This is a genomic window from Enterobacter sp. 01-M-02-SI-ECC (genome assembly GCF_047530595.1).
Lineage (GTDB): Bacteria > Pseudomonadota > Gammaproteobacteria > Enterobacterales > Enterobacteriaceae > Enterobacter > Enterobacter cloacae_M.
Genome location: NZ_JBLKCZ010000001.1, coordinates 145,345 through 168,746 on the forward strand (window position 1 = coordinate 145,345; position 23,402 = coordinate 168,746).

The 23,402-nt window shown below is 57.0% G+C and carries 18 protein-coding genes and 1 pseudogene; 9 read left to right on the forward strand and 10 right to left on the reverse strand.

Going from position 1 to position 23,402, the window contains the following annotated elements:
• Window positions 1-39 precede the first annotated feature (39 nt).
• Window positions 40-492: a type III secretion system invasion protein IagB gene (gene iagB, locus ACMWLG_RS00695; RefSeq protein WP_045403629.1), complete on the forward strand. Its 453-nt coding sequence runs from the start codon at window positions 40-42 to the stop codon at window positions 490-492.
• 140 nt (window positions 493-632) lie between these two features.
• A complete protein-coding gene (locus ACMWLG_RS00700) occupies window positions 633-2,456 on the forward strand; it encodes a chitinase (RefSeq protein ID WP_045403626.1) in 1,824 nt (607 codons plus the stop codon).
• A 69-nt stretch (window positions 2,457-2,525) separates the two neighbouring features.
• Here the strand turns inward: ACMWLG_RS00700 and ACMWLG_RS00705 are convergent, their stop codons facing one another.
• From ACMWLG_RS00705 to poxB, 4 genes are all read right to left on the reverse strand, one after another.
• Window positions 2,526-3,539, reverse strand: a complete 1,014-nt coding sequence (locus ACMWLG_RS00705) for an NAD-dependent epimerase/dehydratase family protein (protein ID WP_045354430.1) — start codon at window positions 3,537-3,539, stop codon at window positions 2,526-2,528.
• Between the two features lie 92 nt (window positions 3,540-3,631).
• The gene (locus tag ACMWLG_RS00710) at window positions 3,632-5,068 is read right to left on the reverse strand and encodes an SDR family oxidoreductase (RefSeq protein WP_045403622.1); all 1,437 of its coding nucleotides are present in this window, start codon (window positions 5,066-5,068) and stop codon (window positions 3,632-3,634) included.
• Between the two features lie 10 nt (window positions 5,069-5,078).
• The gene (ltaE, locus tag ACMWLG_RS00715) at window positions 5,079-6,080 is read right to left on the reverse strand and encodes a low-specificity L-threonine aldolase (protein ID WP_045403619.1); all 1,002 of its coding nucleotides are present in this window, start codon (window positions 6,078-6,080) and stop codon (window positions 5,079-5,081) included.
• A gap of 38 nt (window positions 6,081-6,118) precedes the next feature.
• Window positions 6,119-7,837 (reverse strand): ubiquinone-dependent pyruvate dehydrogenase, encoded by a 1,719-nt coding sequence (poxB, locus tag ACMWLG_RS00720; RefSeq protein ID WP_023310968.1) that lies wholly within the window; start codon window positions 7,835-7,837, stop codon window positions 6,119-6,121.
• 151 nt (window positions 7,838-7,988) lie between these two features.
• Between poxB and ACMWLG_RS00725 the strand changes: the two genes are divergently transcribed.
• On the forward strand, window positions 7,989-8,423 hold the full coding sequence (locus tag ACMWLG_RS00725; protein ID WP_045403617.1) for a DoxX family protein: 435 nt from the start codon (window positions 7,989-7,991) through the stop codon (window positions 8,421-8,423).
• A 90-nt stretch (window positions 8,424-8,513) separates the two neighbouring features.
• Here ACMWLG_RS00725 and hcr read toward each other — a convergent pair whose 3' ends face one another.
• From hcr to aqpZ, 4 genes are all read right to left on the reverse strand, one after another.
• Window positions 8,514-9,482, reverse strand: coding sequence for an NADH oxidoreductase (gene hcr, locus ACMWLG_RS00730; protein ID WP_045403614.1), 969 nt, complete (start codon window positions 9,480-9,482; stop codon window positions 8,514-8,516).
• Between the two features lie 10 nt (window positions 9,483-9,492).
• Complete coding sequence (hcp, locus tag ACMWLG_RS00735; RefSeq protein WP_045403612.1) at window positions 9,493-11,145, reverse strand: hydroxylamine reductase; 1,653 nt, start codon at window positions 11,143-11,145, stop codon at window positions 9,493-9,495.
• A 144-nt stretch (window positions 11,146-11,289) separates the two neighbouring features.
• Entirely contained in the window at window positions 11,290-12,189 is a 900-nt protein-coding gene (locus tag ACMWLG_RS00740; protein WP_045403610.1) for a lysine exporter LysO family protein, read from the reverse strand.
• Window positions 12,190-12,370: 181 nt separating this feature from the next.
• Window positions 12,371-13,066 (reverse strand): aquaporin Z, encoded by a 696-nt coding sequence (gene aqpZ, locus ACMWLG_RS00745; protein ID WP_014883193.1) that lies wholly within the window; start codon window positions 13,064-13,066, stop codon window positions 12,371-12,373.
• Between the two features lie 372 nt (window positions 13,067-13,438).
• Between aqpZ and ACMWLG_RS00750 the strand changes: the two genes are divergently transcribed.
• Complete coding sequence (locus ACMWLG_RS00750; RefSeq protein WP_029739481.1) at window positions 13,439-15,097, forward strand: ATP-dependent endonuclease; 1,659 nt, start codon at window positions 13,439-13,441, stop codon at window positions 15,095-15,097.
• On the opposite strand, the pseudogene ACMWLG_RS00755 reads toward ACMWLG_RS00750, so the two are convergent.
• Window positions 15,094-16,050: pseudogene (locus ACMWLG_RS00755) on the reverse strand (VirK/YbjX family protein). The gene ACMWLG_RS00750 and the pseudogene ACMWLG_RS00755 sit on opposite strands and share 4 nt — an antisense overlap.
• Window positions 16,051-16,209: 159 nt before the next feature.
• Here ACMWLG_RS00755 and macA point away from each other — a divergent pair.
• Entirely contained in the window at window positions 16,210-17,325 is a 1,116-nt protein-coding gene (gene macA, locus ACMWLG_RS00760) for a macrolide transporter subunit MacA (RefSeq protein ID WP_045619541.1), read from the forward strand.
• Window positions 17,322-19,262, forward strand: coding sequence for a macrolide ABC transporter ATP-binding protein/permease MacB (macB, locus tag ACMWLG_RS00765; protein ID WP_045403603.1), 1,941 nt, complete (start codon window positions 17,322-17,324; stop codon window positions 19,260-19,262). The genes macA and macB overlap by 4 nt, the downstream gene beginning before the upstream one ends.
• Before the next feature lie 70 nt (window positions 19,263-19,332).
• Here macB and cspD read toward each other — a convergent pair whose 3' ends face one another.
• Window positions 19,333-19,554: a cold shock-like protein CspD gene (gene cspD, locus ACMWLG_RS00770; protein WP_006809408.1), complete on the reverse strand. Its 222-nt coding sequence runs from the start codon at window positions 19,552-19,554 to the stop codon at window positions 19,333-19,335.
• Between the two features lie 267 nt (window positions 19,555-19,821).
• Between cspD and clpS the strand changes: the two genes are divergently transcribed.
• The 3 genes from clpS (at window position 19,822) to ACMWLG_RS00785 (ending at window position 23,371) form a co-directional block, all read left to right on the forward strand.
• Window positions 19,822-20,142 carry an ATP-dependent Clp protease adapter ClpS gene (gene clpS / locus ACMWLG_RS00775; protein WP_006174393.1) on the forward strand — a complete coding sequence of 107 codons (321 nt, stop codon included), beginning with the start codon at window positions 19,822-19,824 and terminating at the stop codon, window positions 20,140-20,142.
• Window positions 20,143-20,169: 27 nt separating this feature from the next.
• Window positions 20,170-22,449, forward strand: a complete 2,280-nt coding sequence (gene clpA / locus ACMWLG_RS00780) for an ATP-dependent Clp protease ATP-binding subunit ClpA (RefSeq protein ID WP_008499992.1) — start codon at window positions 20,170-20,172, stop codon at window positions 22,447-22,449.
• Between the two features lie 484 nt (window positions 22,450-22,933).
• The gene (locus ACMWLG_RS00785) at window positions 22,934-23,371 is read left to right on the forward strand and encodes a hypothetical protein (RefSeq protein WP_045403601.1); all 438 of its coding nucleotides are present in this window, start codon (window positions 22,934-22,936) and stop codon (window positions 23,369-23,371) included.
• The last annotated feature ends 31 nt before the right edge of the window (window positions 23,372-23,402 follow it).

Genomic DNA, 23,402 nt, shown 5'->3' on the forward strand with positions numbered 1-23,402 from the left:
AACCGCGTAAGGAGACAATGAAAAAGAGCCGGACTGAAAATGAAAACGTTATTTTTATTGTTGCTGGTAATAAGCCATAGCGTCTTTGCCAACTGCTGGGATAAAGCCGCCAGTTATTATCATGTGGATCCTTATCTGTTATATGCGATTGCTAACGTTGAATCAGGAATGAATCCCAATGCGATTGGACTGAATCATGATGGCACGCGTGATGTCGGACTGATGCAGATTAACAGCTCACATTTTTCCGAGCTGGAGCGCAAAGGCATTAATGAATACCGGTTAATTACCGAGCCCTGCACCTCGATTATGGTTGGCGCATCGATATTATCCGGAATGATTAAAATTTATGGCTATAACTGGGAGGCGGTCGGCGCCTATAACGCGGGTCTGAAAAAAGAGAATTTCGCGCAGCGCATGGTCTATGCCCGCAAGGTCTGGAATAAATATCAGAAGTTAAAACGTAGCACCAGCAACCGTTATTATTATTGATTTTTGTTTTTTGAAGAGTACCGACTGGTGTTCTTCATAAAACGAAACTGCTCCCGGGTTTATTTATTAAATGATTAATAAATAAACCGCGAAAAAATTAACTTTTATTGACCCTTAATATAATTAAGAGGACTATTGACATGAACAAAAGGACATTACTCAGTGTTCTTATCGCGGGCGCATGCGTTGCACCGTTTATGGCTCAGGCAACCCTGCTGCAGGCCAGCAGCGAACCTTACACCGTTAAGGCCAGCGATCTGCAGAAGAAAGAGCAGGAGTTGACCAACTTCCCGCTTATGGCTTCAGTGAAGTCAACCATCCGCACGCTGGACAACAGCCTGGTGGAACAAATTGAGCCGGGGAAATCGACAAACCCGGAAAACGTCAAGCGCGTGGAAGGGATTATCAAGGCCAGCGACTGGGATTACCTCTTCCCACTGCGTGCGCCGGAATATACTTACAGCAACTTCCTGAAAGCGGTCGGTAAATTCCCGGCACTGTGCCAGACCTATACCGATGGTCGTAACAGCGATGCCATCTGCCGTAAGTCTCTGGCAACCATGTTTGCGCACTTCGCGCAGGAAACCGGCGGCCACGAGTCGTGGCGTCCGGAAGCCGAGTGGCGACAGGCGCTGGTCTACGTGCGTGAGATGGGCTGGAGCGAAGGTCAGAAGGGCGGCTACAACGGTGAATGTAACCCGGATGTCTGGCAGGGTCAGACATGGCCGTGCGGTAAAGACAAAGATGGCGATTTCGTTAGCTACTTTGGTCGCGGTGCGAAACAGCTCTCCTATAACTACAACTACGGCCCGTTCTCTGAAGCGATGTACGGCGACGTCCGTGTACTGCTGGACAAACCTGAGCTGGTGGCGGACACCTGGCTGAACCTTGCTTCCGCGATCTTCTTCTTCGCCTACCCGCAGCCGCCAAAACCGAGCATGCTGCAGGTTATCGACGGCACCTGGCAGCCGAACGATCACGATAAGGCGAATGGTCTGGTACCGGGCTTCGGCGTGACCACGCAGATCATCAACGGCGGCGTGGAGTGCGGTGGTCCGACTGAGATCGCCCAGTCTCAAAACCGTATCAAATATTACAAAGAGTTCGCCAACTACCTGAAAGTACCAGTTCCTTCTAACGAAGTGCTGGGCTGCGCCAACATGAAACAATTCGACGAAGGCGGTGCCGGCGCGCTGAAGATCTACTGGGAACAGGACTGGGGATGGAGCGCGGATACTCCGTCAGGCCAGACCTACTCTTGCCAGCTGGTGGGTTACCAGACGCCATTCAGCGCCTTTAAAGAGGGTGACTACACCAAATGCGTGAAGCATTACTTCAATGTCAACGTGGTGGGTGAAGACGGGACTTCCGACGGCGGTAGCGTCACGCCAACGCCGACCCCTGTCGACCCAACGGACGAAGGCAATACCACGCCGGTGCCAGACGATAACACCCCGGCTCCGGACGATAATACGCCAGCGCCGGTAAACCATGCGCCGGTAGCAAAAATCGCCGGTCCGGTGGGTGCGGTTGAAGCGGGTAAATCTGTTTCTCTGAACGCGTCTGGCTCGACTGACGAAGACGGTGACCACCTGACTTATACCTGGACGGCTCCGAACGGTCAGACCGTAAGCGGCGAAGATAAAGCGATTATTACCTTCAATGCGCCGGAAGTGGCTGCGGCGACGCAGTACCCGATCAACCTTACCGTCAGTGACGGCGAGCTGAGCAGCACCACAACCTATACGCTGAACGTACAGGCTAAGCAGACCAACGGCGGCCAAACCGGGACTTACCCGACCTGGACCTCCAAAACCAAATGGAAAGCGGGCGATATCGTGAACAACCGCGGCCAGCTGTTCCAGTGCAAACCTTATCCGTACAGCGGCTGGTGCAATAACGCGCCATCCTACTACGAGCCAGGTAAAGGGATTGCATGGCAGGACGCGTGGACTGCGCTGTAATCAGCAAAATGACAAACGGCAACCTTCGGGTTGCCGTTTTTTTCTCGTCGTAAAAATGCAGGACCCGATCTACCGATGAAGCTTCCCGTGATCCCGCAGCCACGCCGCCGTACGCGTAATCCCTTCATCCAGCGTCACGATCGGTTTGTACCCAAGCTCGTTCTCCGCTCGCGAAATATCCAGCGTGAAATCAAAGTTAAGCTTTGATACGCCGTAATGCGTCAGCGCAGGCTCTTTGGCCGATTTACTACCAAAACGCTCCATGCTGCGGGCAATCATATCCAGCATTGGGTAAGGGACTGAACGGATGCGGCAGTCGATCTGCAGCTCGTCAATTAAGCGCTGCACAATGCTGCGCAGCGTGCAGGGTTCGCCGTTCGTGATGTTGTAGGCGCGACCGGAGATGAGCTTATCGCAGTCCGGCTGGCTTGCCAGCCACATGGCGTGGACGGCGTTTTCGTAATAGGTCATATCCACCAGCGCATCGCCGCCGCGCGGCAGCAGCACGCTGCCGTAGTGGTGCATCATCTGCGCCAGGCGCGGAATAAACACTTTGTCGTGCGGCCCGAACAGGCTCTGCGGACGTAAGACCGTAAAACGGGTGTGCGGGTTCGACTGTGCCAGCAGGTCAATCACCTCTTCGCTGGCCGCCTTGCTGCGGGCAAACTCGCAGGCAAAGCGAGCAGGGCGGAAATCTTCCTGCACGTCACGATGGTGGTGATAGTCGAAATAGAGTGACGGTGACGAGATATGAATAAAGTTACGCACGCCCCAGGCAACGGCCCATTCACCCAGACGGCGGGTAGCCCGCACGTTGGCGAGATCGAAGGCTTCCTGGGTCCCCCATGGGGAGGTAAAACTGGAACAGTGCCACAGCGTGTCGATACCGGCGAGCATCACTTTCGCCTGCGAGGAGACCAGCTCCGTCAGGTCAGCATGGACGAACTCCGCGCCCATTTTTTGCAGCAGTTTTCCCATCGCTTCGTTGCGACCTGTAGCCCTGACGCTGATGCCCTTGTTGCGCAGAAATTCGACCGCATTTCGGCCTAAGCCGCTGGTCGCCCCGGTAACCAGTACCTTCATAGCTATCCACTGTGTTGAAAAGAATTTCGTGCGCATTCTTTCGTGAATTACGGCGCTATGCAATGGGAAAGGTGAAAGAAAGAGAGTTTTATTTAGATCTTTTCCGTCTTTTGTTCTGCCCGTTGCGCAATGCGTTTCGCCATTCCCCGGAAGATAAACAGGTGGGCAGGGATCATCAACAGCCAGTAGAACAGACCCGGCATTCCGTGGGGATGCCACCAGGCGCGGACGTCCAGTTCACGACAATCGCCTTTGTCTTTCAGGGTAAAGCAGAGCCGGCCCAGCCCCGGGGCTTTCATACCGAACAGCAGTGCCAGCTGTTTTTCCGGCTCGACGATGATGACCTTCCAGCTGTCAACCGCATCGCCCAACTCAAGATACGGGCGTGCCGGGCGGCCTTTTGCCAGCCTGTGCCCCACCAGCAGATCCATTGCCCCGCGCGTTTGCCAGAGGATATTGCCGAAGAAATAACCGTCTTTGCCACCAATCTGGTTCACCACCTCCCACAGCGCGGCCAGGCTGGTGTGGGTTCTCACCGTGCAGCCCGCCTGTTTCGGGTAATAGCCGTACTCCGGGCGCCAGCGGGCAAACGCCTGGGCGTCGTAACCCCAGTCGCTGGAGTTCACCAGCTGCTCTTCTTCTTTCAGCGTATTGCGCACGGCATCGTCAAAGCGGATCAGGTCCTGGGGAATGAGTGCCCGCAGTTCGCGATCGTCCGCCAGTAAATCGTGTTTGAGCCCCTGGATCAGCGCTTTGGCGGTCGTCGGCGGCACCGAGGTGATGACATTCAAAAACCATACCGAAATCCAGCGGGTCGGAAAGGGGATGGGGATCAGCCAGCGGCGGCGGCCGCTGACGCGCATGAAATGCTCGAACTGCTCCTGATAGCTCAGCACTTCAGGACCTGCCGCCTCGAGCACGCGGTGTTGCTCCGCCGGGTGATCCAGCAGGGCCACCAGATAATGCAGTAAATTCTCAAGCGCAATCGGCGTGGTGCGCGAGCGCACCCAGCGCGGCGGCGTGAGCACCGGCAGGTTGTAAACCATATCGCGCATCACTTCGAAGGCGGCGGAGCCTGCGCCGACGATGATTCCGGCGCGCAGTTCGGTGACGGGGATATTCGCCCCGCGCAGGGTTTCAGCCGTCAGCTGGCGGGCGCGCAGGTGATCGGACTGCTCGCGTTCAGGTGCCTGGAGCGAGCTTAAAAAAATGACCTGCTTCACCGGGGTTTGCAGCAGGGCATCGCGGACGTTCATCGCCACCTGCCGCTCGTGGGCGATAAAATCCCCGCCTTCGCCCATGCTGTGCACAAGGTAGTAAAGCGTATCGACCCCTTCCAGCAGGGCGGGAAGTTCCTTCGGCCAGTTGAGGTCAACGCTGTGGCAGGTAACGCCAGGCAAACTAAGCTTTTGCAGGCGTTCGGTGTTGCGTGCCGCTGCCAGCACCTGGTGCCCCTGCTGGCTTAACGCCGCGGTGAGATGCTGACCGATGTACCCGCTGGCGCCGAGCACCAGAATGCGTTGCGGCACGTGATGCTCCTTATCGCTGTAAAAACGCCTGCCAGTGTTTCACCACGTCAGCCAGCTGTTCGCGGCTCACGTCGAGATGCATGACCAGACGCACGACGGGTGAGGCGTTGATCAGCACGCCACGTGATTTCATGAATTCGCCAAGCGCAGCGGCGCGATCCTCGCCCGCGCGGACGAACAGCATGTTGGTGTCGTGGCGCATCACGTCGGCGCCAATTTCGCGCAGCTGCGCCGCCATCCACGCGGCGTTGTCGTGATCGTCCTTCAGGCGCGCCACGTTGTTTTTCAGGGCATACAGCCCGGCCGCCGCCAGAATACCCGCCTGACGCATGCCGCCGCCGGTCATTTTGCGCCAGCGGTTGGCGCGCTTGATGTAGTCCGCGTTGCCCACCAGCAGAGAGCCCACCGGCGTGCCCAGCCCTTTGGAGAGGCAGATGGTGAACGAGTCGCAGTATTGCGCAATCTCTTTCAGCTCGCAGCCGTACTCCACCACGGCGTTGAAGATACGCGCGCCGTCCACATGCAGGCCGAGCCGGCGCTCGCGGGTGAATTCCCACGCTGCTTTCAGGTATTCGCGCGGCAGCACTTTGCCGTTGTGGGTGTTTTCGAGGCTGAGCAGCCGGGTGCGGGCGAAGTGAATATCGTCGGCTTTGATTTTCGCCGCAACTTTATCGAGCGGCAGGGAGCCGTCCGGCGCGGCGTCAATCGGCTGCGGCTGAATGCTGCCGAGCACGGCGGCACCGCCTGCTTCATACAGATAGTTATGCGCGCCCTGACCGACGATGTACTCTTCACCGCGCTCGCAGTGGCTGAGCAGCGCGACCAGGTTAGCCTGCGTTCCGGTCGGCAGGAACAGCGCGGCCTCCTTGCCGCTCAGTTCAGCCGCGTAGCGCTGCAGTTCGTTAACCGTCGGGTCATCGCCGTAGACGTCGTCCCCGACCGGGGCGACCATCATCTCTTCGAGCATGGCGCGGCTCGGGCGGGTTACGGTATCACTGCGTAAATCAATCATTTCACATCCCTTTATTTTAAGAGGTCGTGCGAAATGTTTTACCTGAGCCAGTTGGTTTTTGCCAGTTCGATCACCTCGTCGCCGCGCCCGCTGATGATGGCGCGCAGCATATACAGGCTAAAGCCTTTAGCCTGCTCAAGCTTGATCTGCGGCGGGATCGCAAGCTCCTCTTTGGCGACGACAACATCCACCAGCACAGGGCCGTCAATGGAAAACGCACGCTGCAGGGCTTCGTCCACCTCTGAGGCTTTCTCCACGCGAATACCGGTGATGCCGCAGGCTTCGGCGATGCGCGCGAAGTTGGTGTCGTGCAGCTCGGTGCCGTCCGTGAGATAGCCTCCGGCCTTCATCTCCATCGCCACGAAGCCCAGCACGCTGTTGTTGAAAACCACAATTTTCAGCGGCAGCTTCATCTGCACCACCGACAGGAAATCCCCCATCAGCATGCTGAACCCGCCGTCGCCGCACATCGCCACGACCTGACGCTCCGGCGCCGTCGCTTTTGCGCCCAGCGCCTGCGGCATGGCGTTGGCCATCGAACCGTGGTTGAACGAGCCGAGCAGGCGGCGTTTGCCGTTCATCTTCAGATAGCGTGCCGCCCAGACGGTTGGCGTGCCCACGTCGCAGGTAAATATGGCATCGTCGTCAGCGAAATGGCTGATCTGCTGCGCCAGATACTGCGGGTGAATGGCTTTGTCGCTCGGTTTGGCGAGGTCGTCCAGCCCCTTGCGGGCGTCGCGATAGTCGCTCAGGGCTTTATCAAGGAACTTGCGGTCCGTTTTTTCTTCCAGCAGCGGCAGCAGGGCGGCAAGGGTGGATTTGATGTCGCCCACCAGCGCCATATCGACCTTGCTGTGCGCGCCGATGCTGGCCGGGTTGATATCAATCTGAATGATTTTCGCATCCGTCGGGTAGAACGCGCGATACGGGAACTGGGTACCCAGCAGGATCAGCGTGTCGGCGTTCATCATGGTGTGGAAGCCGCTGGAGAAACCGATCAGACCGGTCATCCCCACATCAAAGGGGTTGTCGTACTCGACGTGCTCTTTGCCGCGCAGGGCGTGGACAATCGGCGCTTTCAGCTTCCCGGCAAATTCAAGCAGCTCCTTGTGCGCGCCCGCGCAGCCGCTGCCGCACATCAGGGCGATATTGCTGGAGTAACGCAGCAGCTGTGCCAGCTTTTTCAGCTCTTCTTCCGCAGGGGTTACGACGGGCTGCGGGGCGTGATACCAGTGGGTGCTGGCCCCTTCCGGCGCGGCCTTGAGGGCCACATCGCCCGGGATAACGACCACAGAAACGCCGCGGTTCAGCACGGCCTTGCGCATGGCGATCGCCAGCACCTGCGGGATCTGCTCCGGGGATGAAACCAGCTCGCAATAGTGGCTGCATTCACGGAACAGCTCCTGCGGATGCGTCTCCTGAAAATAGCCGCTGCCGATTTCGGAAGAGGGGATATGGGCGGCAATCGCCAGCACCGGCACGTGGTTACGGTGACAGTCGAACAGCCCGTTAATCAGATGCAGGTTGCCGGGACCGCATGAGCCCGCACACACGGCCAGTTCGCCCGTGAGCTGTGCTTCAGCGCCTGCGGCGAAGGCGGCAACCTCTTCATGGCGGGTAGGCATCCATTCGATAGTCTTCATCTTGTTGAGGCTGTCGCTAAGTCCGTTCAGGGAATCGCCGGTTACGCCCCAGATACGTTTCACGCCAGCCTGTTCGAGCGTTTTCGCAATATATGCAGCCACGGTTTGTTTCATGGTTGTCCGTCTCCTTTTTGTGATATCGCTTACAAGCTTAGAAGAAAGTCTCCGTATTGCCCGTCATCTCCCCCTAATTAAAAGGTGCTTTTCACGCGCAATTATTCGGCATAATCTGGTTATACCTCGGTGAAAACAGGAATTATTTCAAATGGTTAAATCATTGTTAATTGCTGTTAATGAAAAGCTATCGTGCGACGATCTTGGCAAACTCTTGTTACGACTTGCCGTCGGCGGGCTGATGCTTTTTCATGGTTTGCACAAGCTTTTTGGCGGCGTGGGCTTTATCAGCGGCATGCTGGTGGAAAAAGGGCTACCGGGATTTATCGCCTACGGCGTGTTGGTTGGAGAAGTGGTGGCACCGGTTCTGATTATTGTCGGGCTCTTTACGCGTCCGGCCGCGCTGGTGCTGGCCTTTACGATGATTGTGGCGTGGCTGATGGTGGGAATGGGTGAAACGCTCGCCCTCGATAAGGTAGGCGCATGGGCGATTGAAAGCCTGGTGTACTTCTTTATCGGCTCGCTGGCGATCGCGTTTTTAGGGGCGGGGCGGTTTGCCCTGGGTAAAGCACCCGCGTGGCGGTAGGGTTGTTGTCGGTCGGGTAAACCCAGTGCCACCCGACAAAAAGCCCGGTGGCGTTGACGCTTACCGGGCCTACGATCGAACGTTTACCGTTTATGCGAGGACGAGATCGCCCTGCGGATGGCACGAGCACGCCAGCACGTAACCCTCGGCAATTTCCGCATCGGACAGCGTCATGGTGCTGGTGACGGTGTACTCTCCGGAAACCACCTTCGTCTTACAGCAGCCGCACACGCCCGCGCGGCAGGCCGCCGCTACCGGCACCTTGTTGCTTTCCAGCGCCTCCAGCAGCGTGGTCCCTACGCGGCCAAAGAAGGTCCGCGCAGGCTGCAGCTTGGTGAACTTAACGCCGCCGGTGGCCGCTTCCGCCACCGGCGTGAAGAACTGCTCTTTGAAGAAGCGGGTCACGCCAAGCGCTTTCACCTCTTTTTCCACGATATCCATGTACGGCGCCGGGCCGCAGGTCATCACGGTGCGGTTCGCGATATCCGGCACGCTTTGCAGGAGCTCGCGGCTCAGGCGACCGGGCACAAAGCCGTGGGTCGCGTTGTGCTCCGCCACCAGCGTCACCGGATAATTACGCCACTCCCCGGCAAAAATCACATCTTCCGGGGAACGGACGCTGAAGATCGCCTGCACGTCGGCCTGCGGGCGGTTCTTCGCCAGCCAGCGGCGCATCGACATAATTGGCGTTACGCCACAGCCCGCCGCCAGCAGCAGGAATTTATCGTCTGCTTTGTCGTCACAGGTGAAATCGCCCTGCGCGTCAGACAGCCAGATATAATCCCCGCGCTTGACGTCCCGCGTCAGCCACTGCGAGCCCGCGCCGTCGTTAATACGACGGACGGTGAGCGTAATGTACTCGCTCACGCCCGGCGTGGAGGAGATCGTGTAGGCGCGCAGCGTGTCCGCCGAATTGCGAACGCTGACCAGCGCATACTGGCCTGCACGGTACGGATAGTAGTCATGGCACAGCAGCGACAGCGTCCACACATCCGGCGTCTCCTGATGGATGTGATGAACCTGCATCCGCCACGGACATTGTGAGGTTGGCATGGTCATGAATAACTCCTTACGCGCTCAGCAGCTGCTTCATATCATCTTCAACGTTGGTCACGGAACGCAGGCCGAATTTCTCGTTCAGCACGGCCAGCAGGTCCGGCGTCAGGAAGCCCGGCGCGGTCGGTCCGGTCACGATGTTGGTGACGCCGAGAGAGAGCAGGGTCAGCAGAATGACAATCGCCTTCTGCTCAAACCATGACAGCACCAGCGACAGCGGCAGGTCGTTCACGCCGCAGCCCAGTTTCTCCGCCAGGGTGACCGCCAGAATGATGGCCGAGTAAGCATCGTTACACTGGCCCGCATCGATCAGGCGCGGCAGACCTTCGATGTCGCCGAAATCCAGCTTGTTGAAACGGTATTTGCCACACGCCAGGGTCAGGATCAGGCAGTCTTCCGGCACGCGGGTGGCGAAATCGGTGAAATAGTTACGCTCGCCGCGCGCGCCGTCGCAGCCGCCGACGAGGAAGATGTGGCGCAGCTTTTCACGGCTGACGAGATCGATCAGCGAATCAGCGGCACCCAGCAGGGTTTTACGACCAAATCCGACGGTGATGAGATGTGGGATCTCGGTGTACGGGAAGCCCGCCATCTGCTGCGCCTGGGCGATAACCGGACCGAAATCGTCACCTTCAAGATGGCTCACGCCCGGCCAGCCGACGATGCTGCGGGTCCAGATGCGGTCATCGTACGCGCCGACGGTCGGGTCGATGATGCAGTTAGAGGTCATCACGATAGGGCCAGGGAAGCGGGCGAACTCCACCTGCTGGTTCTGCCAGCCGCTGCCGTAGTTACCGATCAGATGCTTAAATTTACGCAGTTCCGGGTAGCCGTGTGCCGGCAGCATTTCGCCGTGGGTATAAACGTTAACGCCGGTGCCTTCGGTTTGCTTCAGCAGGTTGTAGAGATCTTTCAGGTCGTGACCGGAAATCAGAATGCACTTGCCTTCGGTTGCCTTGACGTTGACCTGCGTCGGCGTCGGGTGGCCGTAGGTGCTGGTTTCACCGGCGTCAAGAATGCTCATCACGCGGAAGTTCATCTGGCCGATTTCCATTGAGCATTCCAGCAGGGCATTCATATCGGCAGGCCAGGTACCCAGCCACGCCATGATTTTGTGGTACTGGGCGTAAATCTCATTGTCGTACTGACCCAGAACGTGCGCGTGTTCCATATAGGCCGCAGCGCCTTTCAGGCCGTACAGGCACAGCAGGCGCAGGCCGAGAATGTTCTCGCCAATCGCCGCTTTGTCTTTATTCGGGGTGAACTCTGCCGCCTGACGCTGGAGGTCGCCGAGATCGTCGCTGACCAGCTGCAGTTCAGACATCGGGTTTTCCACGCGGGCGCTGGCGTCCGCCTTCAGGCACTGGGCTTTCAGCGCTTCACGCAGGGCAATCGCTTCGCGGGCATAGCCGACAATGCGCGGAGAGTCGAAGTTAACGTTGGTCAGCGTGGAGAAGAAGGCGCGCGGGGCGAAGCTGTCGACGTAGTGGTCGACAATGCCGTATTCGCGGGCTTTGAACGCCCATGCGGAAAGGCCTTGCAGGGCGGCAATCAGCAGGTCCTGCAGGTCAGATGTTTCTGCGGTTTTGCCGCACATACCCTGTGCGTAAGAGCAGCCATTGCCTGCCGGGGTACGGATGGTTTGTTCACATTGCACACAAAACATAATCACACCTGTTAAAGTTATATTTAATATACATGTTTAAGGTTATGCCTGTGCCAGAACGGAGAAAAGGGCTTTCTGCTACAAAATAGAGGGAGATTGATTTAGCGCAATTTTGGCGGCAGGAAACCTACCGCCAAAGAAGTATCAGGCAGAGAAGAAGGCCATCAGGACCGGAACCAGCAGGCTTAAAATAAAGCCGTGCACGATAGCCGCGGGAACCATCTCCAGCCCTCCTGAGCGTTGTAGTACCGGCAGGGTAAAGTCCATCGACGTTGCGCCGCACAGGCCCAGCGCGGTAGAACGACTGCGGCGAACCAGGCTCGGGATCAGCATGATGGCAATCAGCTCGCGCGCCAGATCGTTAAAGAAGGCGGCGCTGCCGATCACCGGGCCGAATGATTCGGTCAGCAGAATACCGGAGAGGGAGTACCAGCCAAAACCGGATGCCATCGCCAGGCCGGTTTTCAGCGGCAGATCGAGAATAAAGGCGTTGATGACGCCCGCCACCATTGAACTGGCGACAACCATAACGGCAACCATCATCCCCCGACGGTTCAGGACAATTTGTTTCAGCGTCATGCCATTATTTCGTAGCTGAATACCAATCAGGAACAGCAGGAAGATCAGCGTATATTCACTGGCCTCTGTCGCGTGCTGTAAAAATGCCCAACCTGTCAGCCCAAGAAGAAAACCGATCACCACGACGCCGCATAATTTTAATGATTCAAGCGCCATTGCAATTCGAGAAGGGAGCTTTTCCTGATGATGGTGATTTTTCCATGGAATAGTGCGTTCCAGCCACAGCAGCGCGGCAATATTGCACAGCAAAATAACCACCACGGTGACGACAGAATAATGGAGGATGGAGAGTAAATTCGCCGACAGGTTGTCCAGAAATGCCAGGCTAATCCCCATAAAGAAAAGAATAACGTAGACAATCCAGCTCAGGAATCGATTAATGAGCCTTAATGCGGATTCACGATGCAGCGGAATAAGATAGCCCACGATCAAGGGCAGCAAAATGATGAGGAGTCCTGAAAACATGAACAGCCGGTCCTTTTGAGTATCGGTTAAGCGCCAGTGACACTACCCAATAAAGGCTGTTCAGTAAAGCGGCAAAAGAAAGCCGGGTGGCGGCTACGCCTTACCCGGCTTGTGTCTATGTGGGGTGTGCGGCCTGTGGCCCTCCCCGTGGCCCTCTCCCACGGGGAGAGGGAGGGAAAGATTAATCGCGTTTTTCCAGCAGGGTGCGATACAGCACGCCACCCAGGATACCGCCGATAATTGGCATTACCCAGAACAGCCACAGCTGCTCAAGCGCCCAGCCGCCCTGGAAGATGGCGACGGCGGTGCTGCGTGCCGGGTTAACGGAGGTGTTGGTGACCGGAATAGAAATCAGGTGGATAAGCGTCAGCGCCAGACCAATGGCAATCGGGGCAAAACCGGCTGGCGCGTGTTTGTCCGTTGCGCCGTGGATCACCAGCAGGAAGCCGGCGGTCAGCACGATTTCAATCACGATGGCAGACAGCATGGAGTAACCGCCCGGAGAGTGTTCGCCGAAGCCGTTAGAGGCAAAGCCGCTGGCCGCCGCGTCGAAGCCGGCTTTACCGCTGGCAATCACGTACAGAACGCCCGCCGCAATAATACCGCCAACTACCTGCGCCACAATGTAGCCAATTACGTCTTTCGCCGGGAAACGGCCGCCCGCCCATAAACCTAACGTCACTGCCGGGTTAAAATGACCGCCGGAAATATGTCCCACGGCAAATGCCATGGTTAATACGGTTAAACCAAACGCCAGCGCGACGCCGACAAAACCGATACCTAATTCCGGGAATGCTGCTGCCAGAACGGCGCTACCGCAGCCACCAAATACCAGCCAGAATGTACCAAAGCATTCTGCTGCCAATTTTCTAAACATAACCACCTCAAATAATTTTCCGCACGCTTTCCCGCGCACGGGATATATCGCCATAAAGGGATGACGACTCAAAGAGCCCGTATTTTAAAAACCAACAACACCCCTTCGCCACTTAAATAAATTCGATTAATTTGATTTAAGGCAATGTGATGTCAATCCTTGTTCAAATCAGCGGTAAATAGAGCATAGACCAATTTGCGGGCGGTAGTATCTTGTGAGATGTGGGTTATTTCAAATGAAACCTGATGGATAAATTCTGAATTTTTCGTGCTTCCGCTAGGTTATGGAGTCGGATTGCAGTGTCAAGCCCGTGTGCATCCCGCTATACTGCTGATTACTTGAAGGAAAAAGTGATCATATCGCGGGGGATTTATGCTTCTCGAACGTGTGGAAATTGTCGGGTTTCGCGGTATTAACCGCCTGTCGCTGCAGCTGGAGCAGAACAACGTCCTGATCGGCGAGAACGCGTGGGGTAAGTCCAGCCTGCTGGATGCATTGACGCTACTGCTTTCGCCCGAAGACGATCTGTATCACTTCGTTCGCGACGATTTCTGGTTTCCGCCCGGCGACGTAACGGGGCGCGAGAAGCACCTGCATATCATCCTGACGTTCCGCGAATCCGAGCCCGGACGTCACCGCGTGCGTCGCTTCCGCCCGCTGTCACCCTGCTGGGTGCCGTGCGACGACGGTTTCCACCGGATTTTCTATCGGCTTGAAGGTGAGATGGCGGAGAACGAAGGGGTACTCACCCTGCGTGATTTTCTCGATGAGAAAGCCAACCCGATCCCGCTCGACAATATCGACGATCTTGCCCGCCACCTGATCCGCCTGACGCCGGTGTTACGCCTGCGCGATGCGCGCTTTATGCGGCGTATTCGTAACGGAACCGTACCCAATATGCCGGAAGTTGAAGTCACCGCCCGCGAGCTGGATTTTCTGGCCAGAGAGCTGGTGTCGCGTCCGCAGAATCTGACCGATGGTCAAATTCGTCAGGGGTTGTCCGCAATGGTGCAACTCCTGGAGCACTATTTTTCCGAGCAGGGAACCTCGGAGTCGCGCCACCGTCTGATGCGCCGCCGCTCTCATGATGAGCAGCGAAGCTGGCGTTATCTCGACATCATTAACCGGATGATCGACCGGCCCGGCGGCCGTACCCATCGGGTGATTTTGCTGGGTCTGTTTTCAACGCTTCTGCAGGCCAAAGGCACCGTTCGTCTTGACCGGGACGCCCGGCCTCTGCTGCTGGTGGAAGACCCGGAAACGCGCCTGCATCCCATCATGCTCTCCGTGGCATGGCATCTGCTGAACCTGCTGCCGCTCCAGCGCATTACGACCACCAATTCCGGAGAGTTATTATCGCTGACGCCGGTTGAACACGTCTGTCGCCTGGTGCGTGAATCCTCCCGCGTCTCCGCTTTCCGGCTTGGGCCGGGCGGTTTGAATGCGGAAGACGGGCGGCGCATCGCGTTTCATATTCGCTTTAACCGGGCGTCGTCGCTCTTTGCCCGCTGCTGGCTGCTGGTGGAGGGGGAAACGGAAACCTGGGTCATCAACGAGCTGGCGCGCCAGTGCGGCCACCATTTTGATGCGGAAGGCATTAAGGTAATCGAATTCGCCCAGTCGGGATTAAAGCCGCTGATAAAATTCGCCCGCCGGATGGGGATCGAGTGGCACGTTCTGGTAGACGGTGATGAGGCGGGTAAAAAATATGCCTCGACCGTGCGGAGCCTGCTGAATAACGAGCGCGAGGAAGAGCGCGACCATTTAACCATGCTCCCCGCGATGGACATGGAACACTTTATGTATCGTCAGGGGTTCGACGACGTCTTCCACCGTATTGCCATGGTGCCGGTCGATGTCCCGATGAACATGCGGCGGGTGATCGCCAAAGCCATTCACCGTTCGTCAAAACCGGATTTAGCCATTGAAGTGGCGACGGAAGCGGGCAGGCGGGGCGTGGAGGCGGTACCGACCCTGCTGCGGAAGATGTTCTCCCGCGTGCTGTGGCTGGCACGCGGGAAAGCGGATTAGCGTTGGGTCGCCTGTTTCATCTGCTGAATCAGGCTATCCAGCAGCGCGTAGCGGCGGCGATATTCGGAGCGTTTTTTGCTGGCGATCTCTTCCATCGGTTTACGCGGCATGACGAGTGGCAGCATAAAATTACCGTTATCCTGCTTTTCACCGCCGATGGAGAGCCAGAAACTGTCGTAATCGGCCAACAGTTTGCCCTCTTTTTTCTTGCGGTAGCGCCAGCTGCGATAAATATGGGTATCGTTACTGACGGCGACAATCTGCTCTACCGGGAACGCGGCGCCGAGCGTCATGGCGGCCTCGACCAGCAGACGTTTCGGGAACAGGCCGTGGCAGGCTTTCGTCGCTCCCTGGATCAGCTCATGGGGAACATGCGCTTTTGCGCCCTGCAAGCCGCCAATGAACAGCGTCGATTTTCCCTCAAACTGGCATAGCGTAAAGGTCATCTCCGCCAGCGCCGTATTTTGACTGTCACAGAAAACGAGGGTAGCTTCTCCCTCTTTATCCATAAACGCGTCGGCACACAGGCGGACGGTAAATTGCTGTTCATCTTTTCCGGTTAAGGTCAGCAGAGTCACGCCCTGCTTTGAAAGGTAACCCTTTGTCAGCGTCGCCGGCAGCTGGCGGCACATCATCTGATAGTGCCAGGACAGCGCTTCCAGCACACGCTGTCGATCCATATTGACCGTTAACCACGGACGATGAAGGCGGCAGGGCAGCCCAGGCTGAACCTAGAGCATTTGCATCAGGTACGGATGTTTCGCAAGATCAGACAGCAGTCGAGCGGTGCTGAGCGGTGTCGCCAGTGAGCGCAGCATGAACTTGCGTCGATAGGCGGGTTTTTCCCATGCCAGCCCGGGTGCGATCTCACCGAAAGCCAGGTTTTTGAAGAGCTGCCAGCCGGATTTTGGCTGCGGCAGGTTTGAAAGTGATGTATCGACGATAGAAGACATGGTAGATCCTGATCCTTTTGGAATATCGCTATTTCAGCAGGAGAAATGTCAACATCTCGTAAACAAATTAGGACGATTTCGGAGAACAGGGCTTTCGTTGAAGAGTCGTTTAGTTAGAATCAACGCTTATCATTGCCAGAACATTTATTTGGAATATTTATGAACCTCAAGGGAAAACGCAGAACGCTGTTTCTGCTGCTGGCGGTCGTGGTTTTAGCCGGTGGGTACTGGCTATGGCAGGTGCTGAATGCGCCGGCGCCGCAGTATCAGACGCTGATTGTTCGCCCGGGCGAACTGCAGCAAAACGTCCTCGCGACGGGCAAGCTTGACGCTTTGCGCAAGGTTGACGTCGGGGCGCAGGTCAGCGGCCAGCTGAAAACGCTGTCGGTTGAGATTGGCGACAAGGTGAAAAAAGGCCAGCTGCTCGGCGTTATCGATCCTGAGCAGGCTGAGAACCAGATCCGCGAGGTGGAAGCCACGCTGATGGAGCTGCGCGCGCAGCGTGCGCAGGCGCTGGCAGAACGTAACCTGGCTCAGGTAACGTTGACCCGTCAGCAGGCGCTGGCCAAAACCCAGGCTATTTCGAAACAGGATTTAGATACTGCCACCACTGAACTGGCGGTAAAACAGGCGCAAATTGGCACGATTGACGCGCAGATCAAACGCAATCAGGCCTCGCTGGATACGGCAAAAACCAACCTCGACTACACCAAAATCGTCGCGCCGATGGCGGGTGAAGTGACCCAGATCACCACGCTGCAGGGCCAGACGGTGATTGCCGCGCAGCAGGCGCCGAACATTCTGACCCTGGCGGACATGAGCACCATGCTGGTCAAAGCCCAGGTTTCAGAGGCGGATGTGATCCATCTTAAGCCGGGGCAGAACGCCTGGTTTACGGTGCTTGGCGACCCGCAGACGCGCTACGAAGGCGTGCTTAAAGACATTCTGCCGACGCCGGAGAAAGTTAACGACGCTATCTTCTACTATGCCCGCTTTGAGGTGCCAAACCCGCAGGGCGTGCTGCGTCTGGACATGACCGCACAGGTGCATATCCAGCTGACCGGCGTGAAGAACGTGCTGACCATTCCGCTCTCTGCGCTCGGCGAGTCCGCCGGTGATAGTCGTTATAAAGTGAAAGTGCTGCGCAACGGCGAAACGCGCGAGCGCGAGGTCGTGATCGGCGCGCGCAACGACACCGACGTGGTGGTGGTGAAAGGACTGGAAGAGGGCGAGGAGGTTGTTGTCAGCGAAACCCTGCCCGGAGCCGCTAAATGACGGCGCTGCTTGAGCTAAATAACATTCGTCGCAGCTATCCGTCAGGCGACGGCCCGGTGGAGGTGCTGAAGGGCATCTCCCTGCGCGTGGAGGCGGGCGAGATGGTGGCGATTGTCGGCGCGTCGGGTTCCGGTAAATCGACGCTGATGAACATTCTCGGCTGTCTGGATAAACCGACCAGCGGGACCTATCGCGTGGCCGGGACGGATGTCTCCACGCTGGACGGCGACGCGCTGGCGAAGCTGCGCCGGGAACACTTCGGCTTTATCTTCCAGCGTTACCATCTGCTTTCTCACCTTAACGCGGCCCAGAACGTGGAAGTGCCTGCGGTGTATGCGGGCGTCGAACGGAAAAAGCGCCTTGAGCGCGCGCAGATGCTGTTAACGCGTCTGGGGCTGGCGGAGCGGGTGGAGTACCAGCCGTCGCAGCTGTCCGGCGGCCAGCAGCAGCGCGTGAGTATTGCCCGGGCACTGATGAACGGCGGGCAGGTGATCCTCGCGGATGAACCGACCGGCGCGCTCGACAGCCATTCCGGCGAAGAGGTGATGGCGATCCTGCACCAGCTTCGCGATCGGGGGCACACCGTCATTATCGTGACCCACGATCCGCAGGTGGCGGCGCAGGCGGAGCGAATCATTGAGATCCACGACGGCGAGCTGGTCAGCAACCCGCCGCCGCGTGAGTCCAGGGCTGCGGCGCCGAAAGAAGCGCTACCGGCATCAACCGGCTGGGGACAGTTCTCCAGCGGCTTTCGCGAAGCGCTGACCATGGCCTGGCTGGCGATGGCGGCTAACAAAATGCGTACCCTGCTGACGATGCTCGGCATCATTATTGGTATCGCCTCGGTGGTATCGATCGTGGTGGTGGGCGACGCGGCCAAGCAGCTGGTGCTGGCCGATATCCGCGCCATCGGCACTAATACCATTGACGTCTATCCGGGCAAAGATTTTGGTGACGACGAGCCGCAGTATCAACAGGCGCTGAAGTATGACGATCTGGCGGCAATTCAGAAGCAGCCGTGGGTGAACTCCGCCACGCCTGCGGTTTCGCAGAACCTGCGTCTGCGCGTGGGCAACGTTGACGTGGCCGCCAGCGCTAACGGCGTCAGCGGAGACTATTTCAACGTCTACGGCATGACCTTCAGCGAAGGCGCCACCTTCAACGCCGAGCAGCTGGCGGGCCGGGCGCAGGTGGTGGTACTGGACGCGAACTCGCGCAGGCAGCTCTTCCCCAATAAAGCCAGCGTGGTGGGCGAAGTGATTCTGGTCGGCAACATGCCTGCCACGGTCATCGGCGTGGCGGAAGAGAAGCAGTCTATGTTCGGCAGCAGCAAGATCCTGCGTGTCTGGCTACCCTATACCACCATCTCCGGGCGGATTATGGGGCAGTCATGGCTCAACTCCATCACCGTGCGCGTGAAGGAGGGCTACGACAGCGCGCTGGCCGAACAGCAGCTTGAACGGCTGTTAACCCTGCGCCACGGGAAGAAAGATTTCTTCACCTGGAATATGGACGGCCTCTTGAAAACGGCGGAAAAGACCACACGTACTCTTCAGCTGTTTCTCACGCTGGTGGCGGTGATCTCGCTGGTCGTCGGCGGCATCGGGGTGATGAATATCATGCTGGTGTCGGTCACCGAGCGCACGCGAGAGATCGGTATTCGCATGGCGGTCGGCGCCCGGGCCAGCGATGTGCTGCAGCAGTTTTTGATTGAGGCGGTTCTGGTGTGTCTGGTCGGCGGGGCGATGGGCATTGCGCTCTCGATGATGATCGCGTTTGCGCTCCAGCTCTTTTTACCCGGCTGGGAGATTGGCTTCTCGCCGGTTGCCATTATCACCGCGTTTTTGTGTTCGACCTTTACCGGCATTTTGTTTGGCTGGTTGCCCGCCCGCAACGCGGCGCGGCTGGATCCGGTGGACGCGCTGGCTCGGGAATAACCCGAAAATAAAAATGCCAGCCGATCGGGCTGGCATTTTGACTGCGGGATGTACACAATAAAACAGAGAGCTATGCAACCGTCTCTGCTTCAACGGGTACGATTAGGCTTGCATGATTGCCTTTTGGTCCCTGATGTACATCGAACCGGACGGACTGCCCGGCTTTGAGCGTTCTGTAACCATCCATCTGAATGGTGGAATAGTGAGCGAAGATATCCTCGCCGCCGCCTTCGGGGCAGATGAAGCCAAACCCTTTGGCGTTGTTGAACCACTTAACAGTACCCATTTCCATGCTTCGACATCCTTCGTAAATCTTATAAGTTAAGATGGAATGAACCGGTGGTGGAGTGGGGGCTGTTCAAAACCTCGCCATCTCACGCTTGTACAATTTAGAGAAACGAAAGAAGTCGTCAAGCGTTTGGCGCTGGAGATGGGACAATAATCAACCAAAGTTTGAAGCAGTTAACGCTATTGCAACAGTTTGTGACAGACATCGCGGATGACAGTAATAGATGATTGTTATCTAACATCTGAGGTAGATTCAAAGTGGTTATGCATAATGGGTAAGACCAACGATTGGCTGGATTTCGACCAGCTGGCGGAAGACAAAGTGCGCGACGCGCTAAAACCGCCATCTATGTATAAAGTTATGTTAATGAACGATGATTACACGCCGATGGAATTTGTTATTGACGTGCTACAAAAGTTCTTTTCTTATGATGTAGAACGTGCAACGCAACTGATGCTTACCGTTCATTATCGTGGCAAAGCTATCTGCGGCATCTTCACAGCCGAAGTGGCGGAAACCAAAGTGGCGATGGTGAACGACTATGCGAGGGAGAACGAGCATCCGTTGCTGTGTACGCTGGAAAAGGCCTGATAAGGCATAAAATTGGGGGAGGTGCCTATGCTCAATCAAGAACTGGAACTCAGTTTAAATATGGCTTTCGCCAGAGCGCGTGAGCACCGACATGAGTTTATGACCGTCGAGCATTTACTGCTCGCACTGCTTAGCAACCCATCTGCCCGCGAAGCGCTGGAAGCCTGCTCCGTGGATCTGGTGGCGCTACGTCAGGAACTCGAAGCCTTCATCGAACAAACCACACCGGTGCTGCCAGCCAGTGAAGAAGAGCGCGACACGCAGCCGACGCTCAGCTTCCAGCGCGTGCTGCAGCGCGCGGTATTCCACGTCCAGTCTTCCGGACGTAGCGAAGTGACTGGCGCAAACGTCTTAGTCGCCATCTTCAGCGAGCAGGAGTCACAGGCTGCCTACCTGCTGCGCAAACACGAAGTCAGCCGCCTCGACGTGGTTAACTTTATTTCTCACGGAACGCGCAAAGACGAGCCTAATCAGGCATCGGATTCCAGCAATCAGGTCAATAACAATGAAGAGCAAGCAGGCGGGGAGGATCGTATGGAAAACTTCACCACCAACCTTAACCAGCTTGCTCGCGTTGGCGGTATCGACCCGCTGATTGGTCGCGATAAAGAGCTGGAGCGCGCGATCCAGGTGCTGTGCCGTCGCCGCAAGAACAACCCGCTGCTGGTGGGTGAGTCAGGCGTGGGTAAAACCGCGATTGCCGAAGGGCTTGCCTGGCGCATTGTCCAGGGTGACGTGCCGGAAGTGATTGCCGACTGCACCATCTACTCGCTGGATATCGGCTCGCTGCTGGCGGGCACTAAATACCGCGGTGATTTTGAAAAACGCTTCAAGGCGCTGTTAAAACAGCTGGAGCAGGACACCAACAGCATCCTGTTTATCGATGAGATCCACACCATCATCGGCGCAGGTGCGGCCTCCGGTGGCCAGGTGGATGCCGCGAACCTGATCAAACCGCTGCTCTCCAGCGGCAAGATCCGCGTGATTGGCTCCACGACCTACCAGGAGTTCAGCAACATCTTTGAGAAAGACCGTGCGCTGGCGCGCCGCTTCCAGAAAATCGACGTGACCGAACCGTCCGTCGAGGAAACGGTGCAGATCATCAACGGCCTGAAGCCGAAGTACGAAGCGCACCACGACGTGCGTTACACCGCGAAAGCGGTCCGTGCGGCGGTGGAGCTGGCGGTGAAATACATCAATGACCGTCATCTGCCGGACAAGGCGATTGACGTGATTGATGAGGCGGGGGCGCGTGCGCGCCTGATGCCGGCCAGCAAGCGTAAGAAAACCGTTAACGTGGCGGATATCGAGTCCGTGGTGGCCCGCATCGCGCGTATCCCTGAGAAGAGCGTTTCTCAGAGCGACCGCGACACGCTGCGCACCCTCGGCAATCGCCTGAAAATGCTGGTCTTTGGTCAGGATAAAGCCATTGAGGCCTTAACCGAAGCGATCAAGATGGCCCGCGCCGGGCTGGGGCATGACCACAAGCCTGTCGGTTCCTTCCTGTTCGCTGGCCCAACCGGTGTGGGGAAAACCGAGGTGACGGTTCAGCTCTCCAAAGCGCTGGGCATTGAGCTGCTTCGCTTTGATATGTCCGAGTATATGGAGCGTCACACCGTCAGCCGTTTGATTGGTGCGCCTCCGGGCTACGTGGGCTTTGACCAGGGCGGCCTGCTCACCGACGCGGTGATCAAGCATCCGCACGCGGTACTGCTGCTCGATGAAATCGAGAAAGCGCACCCGGACGTGTTCAACATCCTGCTGCAGGTGATGGACAACGGGACGCTGACCGACAACAACGGGCGCAAGGCGGACTTCCGCAACGTGGTGCTGGTGATGACCACCAACGCCGGCGTGCGTGAAACCGAGCGTAAATCCATCGGCCTGATCCACCAGGATAACAGCACCGATGCGATGGAGGAGATCAAGAAGATCTTCACGCCGGAGTTCCGTAACCGTCTGGACAACATTATCTGGTTCGATCACCTGTCTACCGAGGTGATCCATCAGGTGGTGGACAAGTTCATCGTCGAACTGCAGGTTCAGCTGGATCAGAAAGGCGTGTCGCTGGAAGTGAGCCAGGAGGCCCGCAACTGGCTGGCCGAGAAAGGCTACGACCGAGCGATGGGTGCCCGTCCGATGGCGCGCGTGATTCAGGACAACCTGAAGAAACCGCTGGCGAACGAGCTGCTGTTTGGCTCGCTGGTGGACGGCGGTCAGGTGACCGTGGCGCTGGATCAGGCGAAAAACGAACTGACGTACGATTTCCAGAGCGCGGCGAAGCACAAGCCGGAAGCGGCTCACTGAGTGAGTTGAACGTTAATGTTAAAAACCGGGCATTTGCCCGGTTTTTTTATGCCTGCCAAGGTAAAACAAAACGACAACAGTGTTGTCGTTTTTAGTGTTTTCTCCCTCTCCCTGTGGGAGAGGGCTGGGGTGAGGGCAACAGACCGCAGAGGAATTTTGCGAGGCGCTTTCCAGTTTCTTTCGAAGTCAGTTGCTGGATAAATCCACAGTAATAAAATGGCGGCGCACCTGCAAAATCAGGTGTCAGGATTGGCGTCCTGATTACACACGAGAAATGATGTTGATACGTCAACTATCATCAGGTTCGTTCACACTTTTGAAAGCTAGCGATATAATCCGCAGACTCAATTATGGTGGGCTGAACCGGGGCTTCTTTTGAAGCGCCGATTTTCCCGTGTGGGTCGGTACGCCAAACCGGTTCAGTCTGCCGCCTGAGTTGGCGTTCGGGTGGAGATCTCATCATTTCACACGGAGTCATAATCAAATGGAACATAACAATCTTTCACCGCTTTATAGCGAACTCTCCCTCAACCCCGATCTCCCAACCCTTGCAGAGCGCTGCAAATTGCTCACCGAAATCCTCCTCGATTGCACATCACTCCCACAAACGCAGCCCATCTGTCGCTGCCTTGGGGCGTATCTGGAAGAAATGAAATCCGGCCTCACAGAGTCAATGCATGATTTTCAGGTGGTGGAATTTGAGGACGAAGCGGAACAACCGAGACAAAAAAAGTGGCTGCCTGAAGACACCGAAGCACAGTGTGATTACTGTCGGGCGTTAAACCACATACTGCTGGTATCGCATTTTGACCGCGATATGTTGCCGCACCTGACTGGGCTACTCCATAACATTACGCATTCGATGGCCGCAGATGTCGTTGCACCTCAAAGTGCAGAAACGGTAATTCACATTATTTCCTGACGTCGATCCGAGGCGTCGGGGGAGTTGCTCT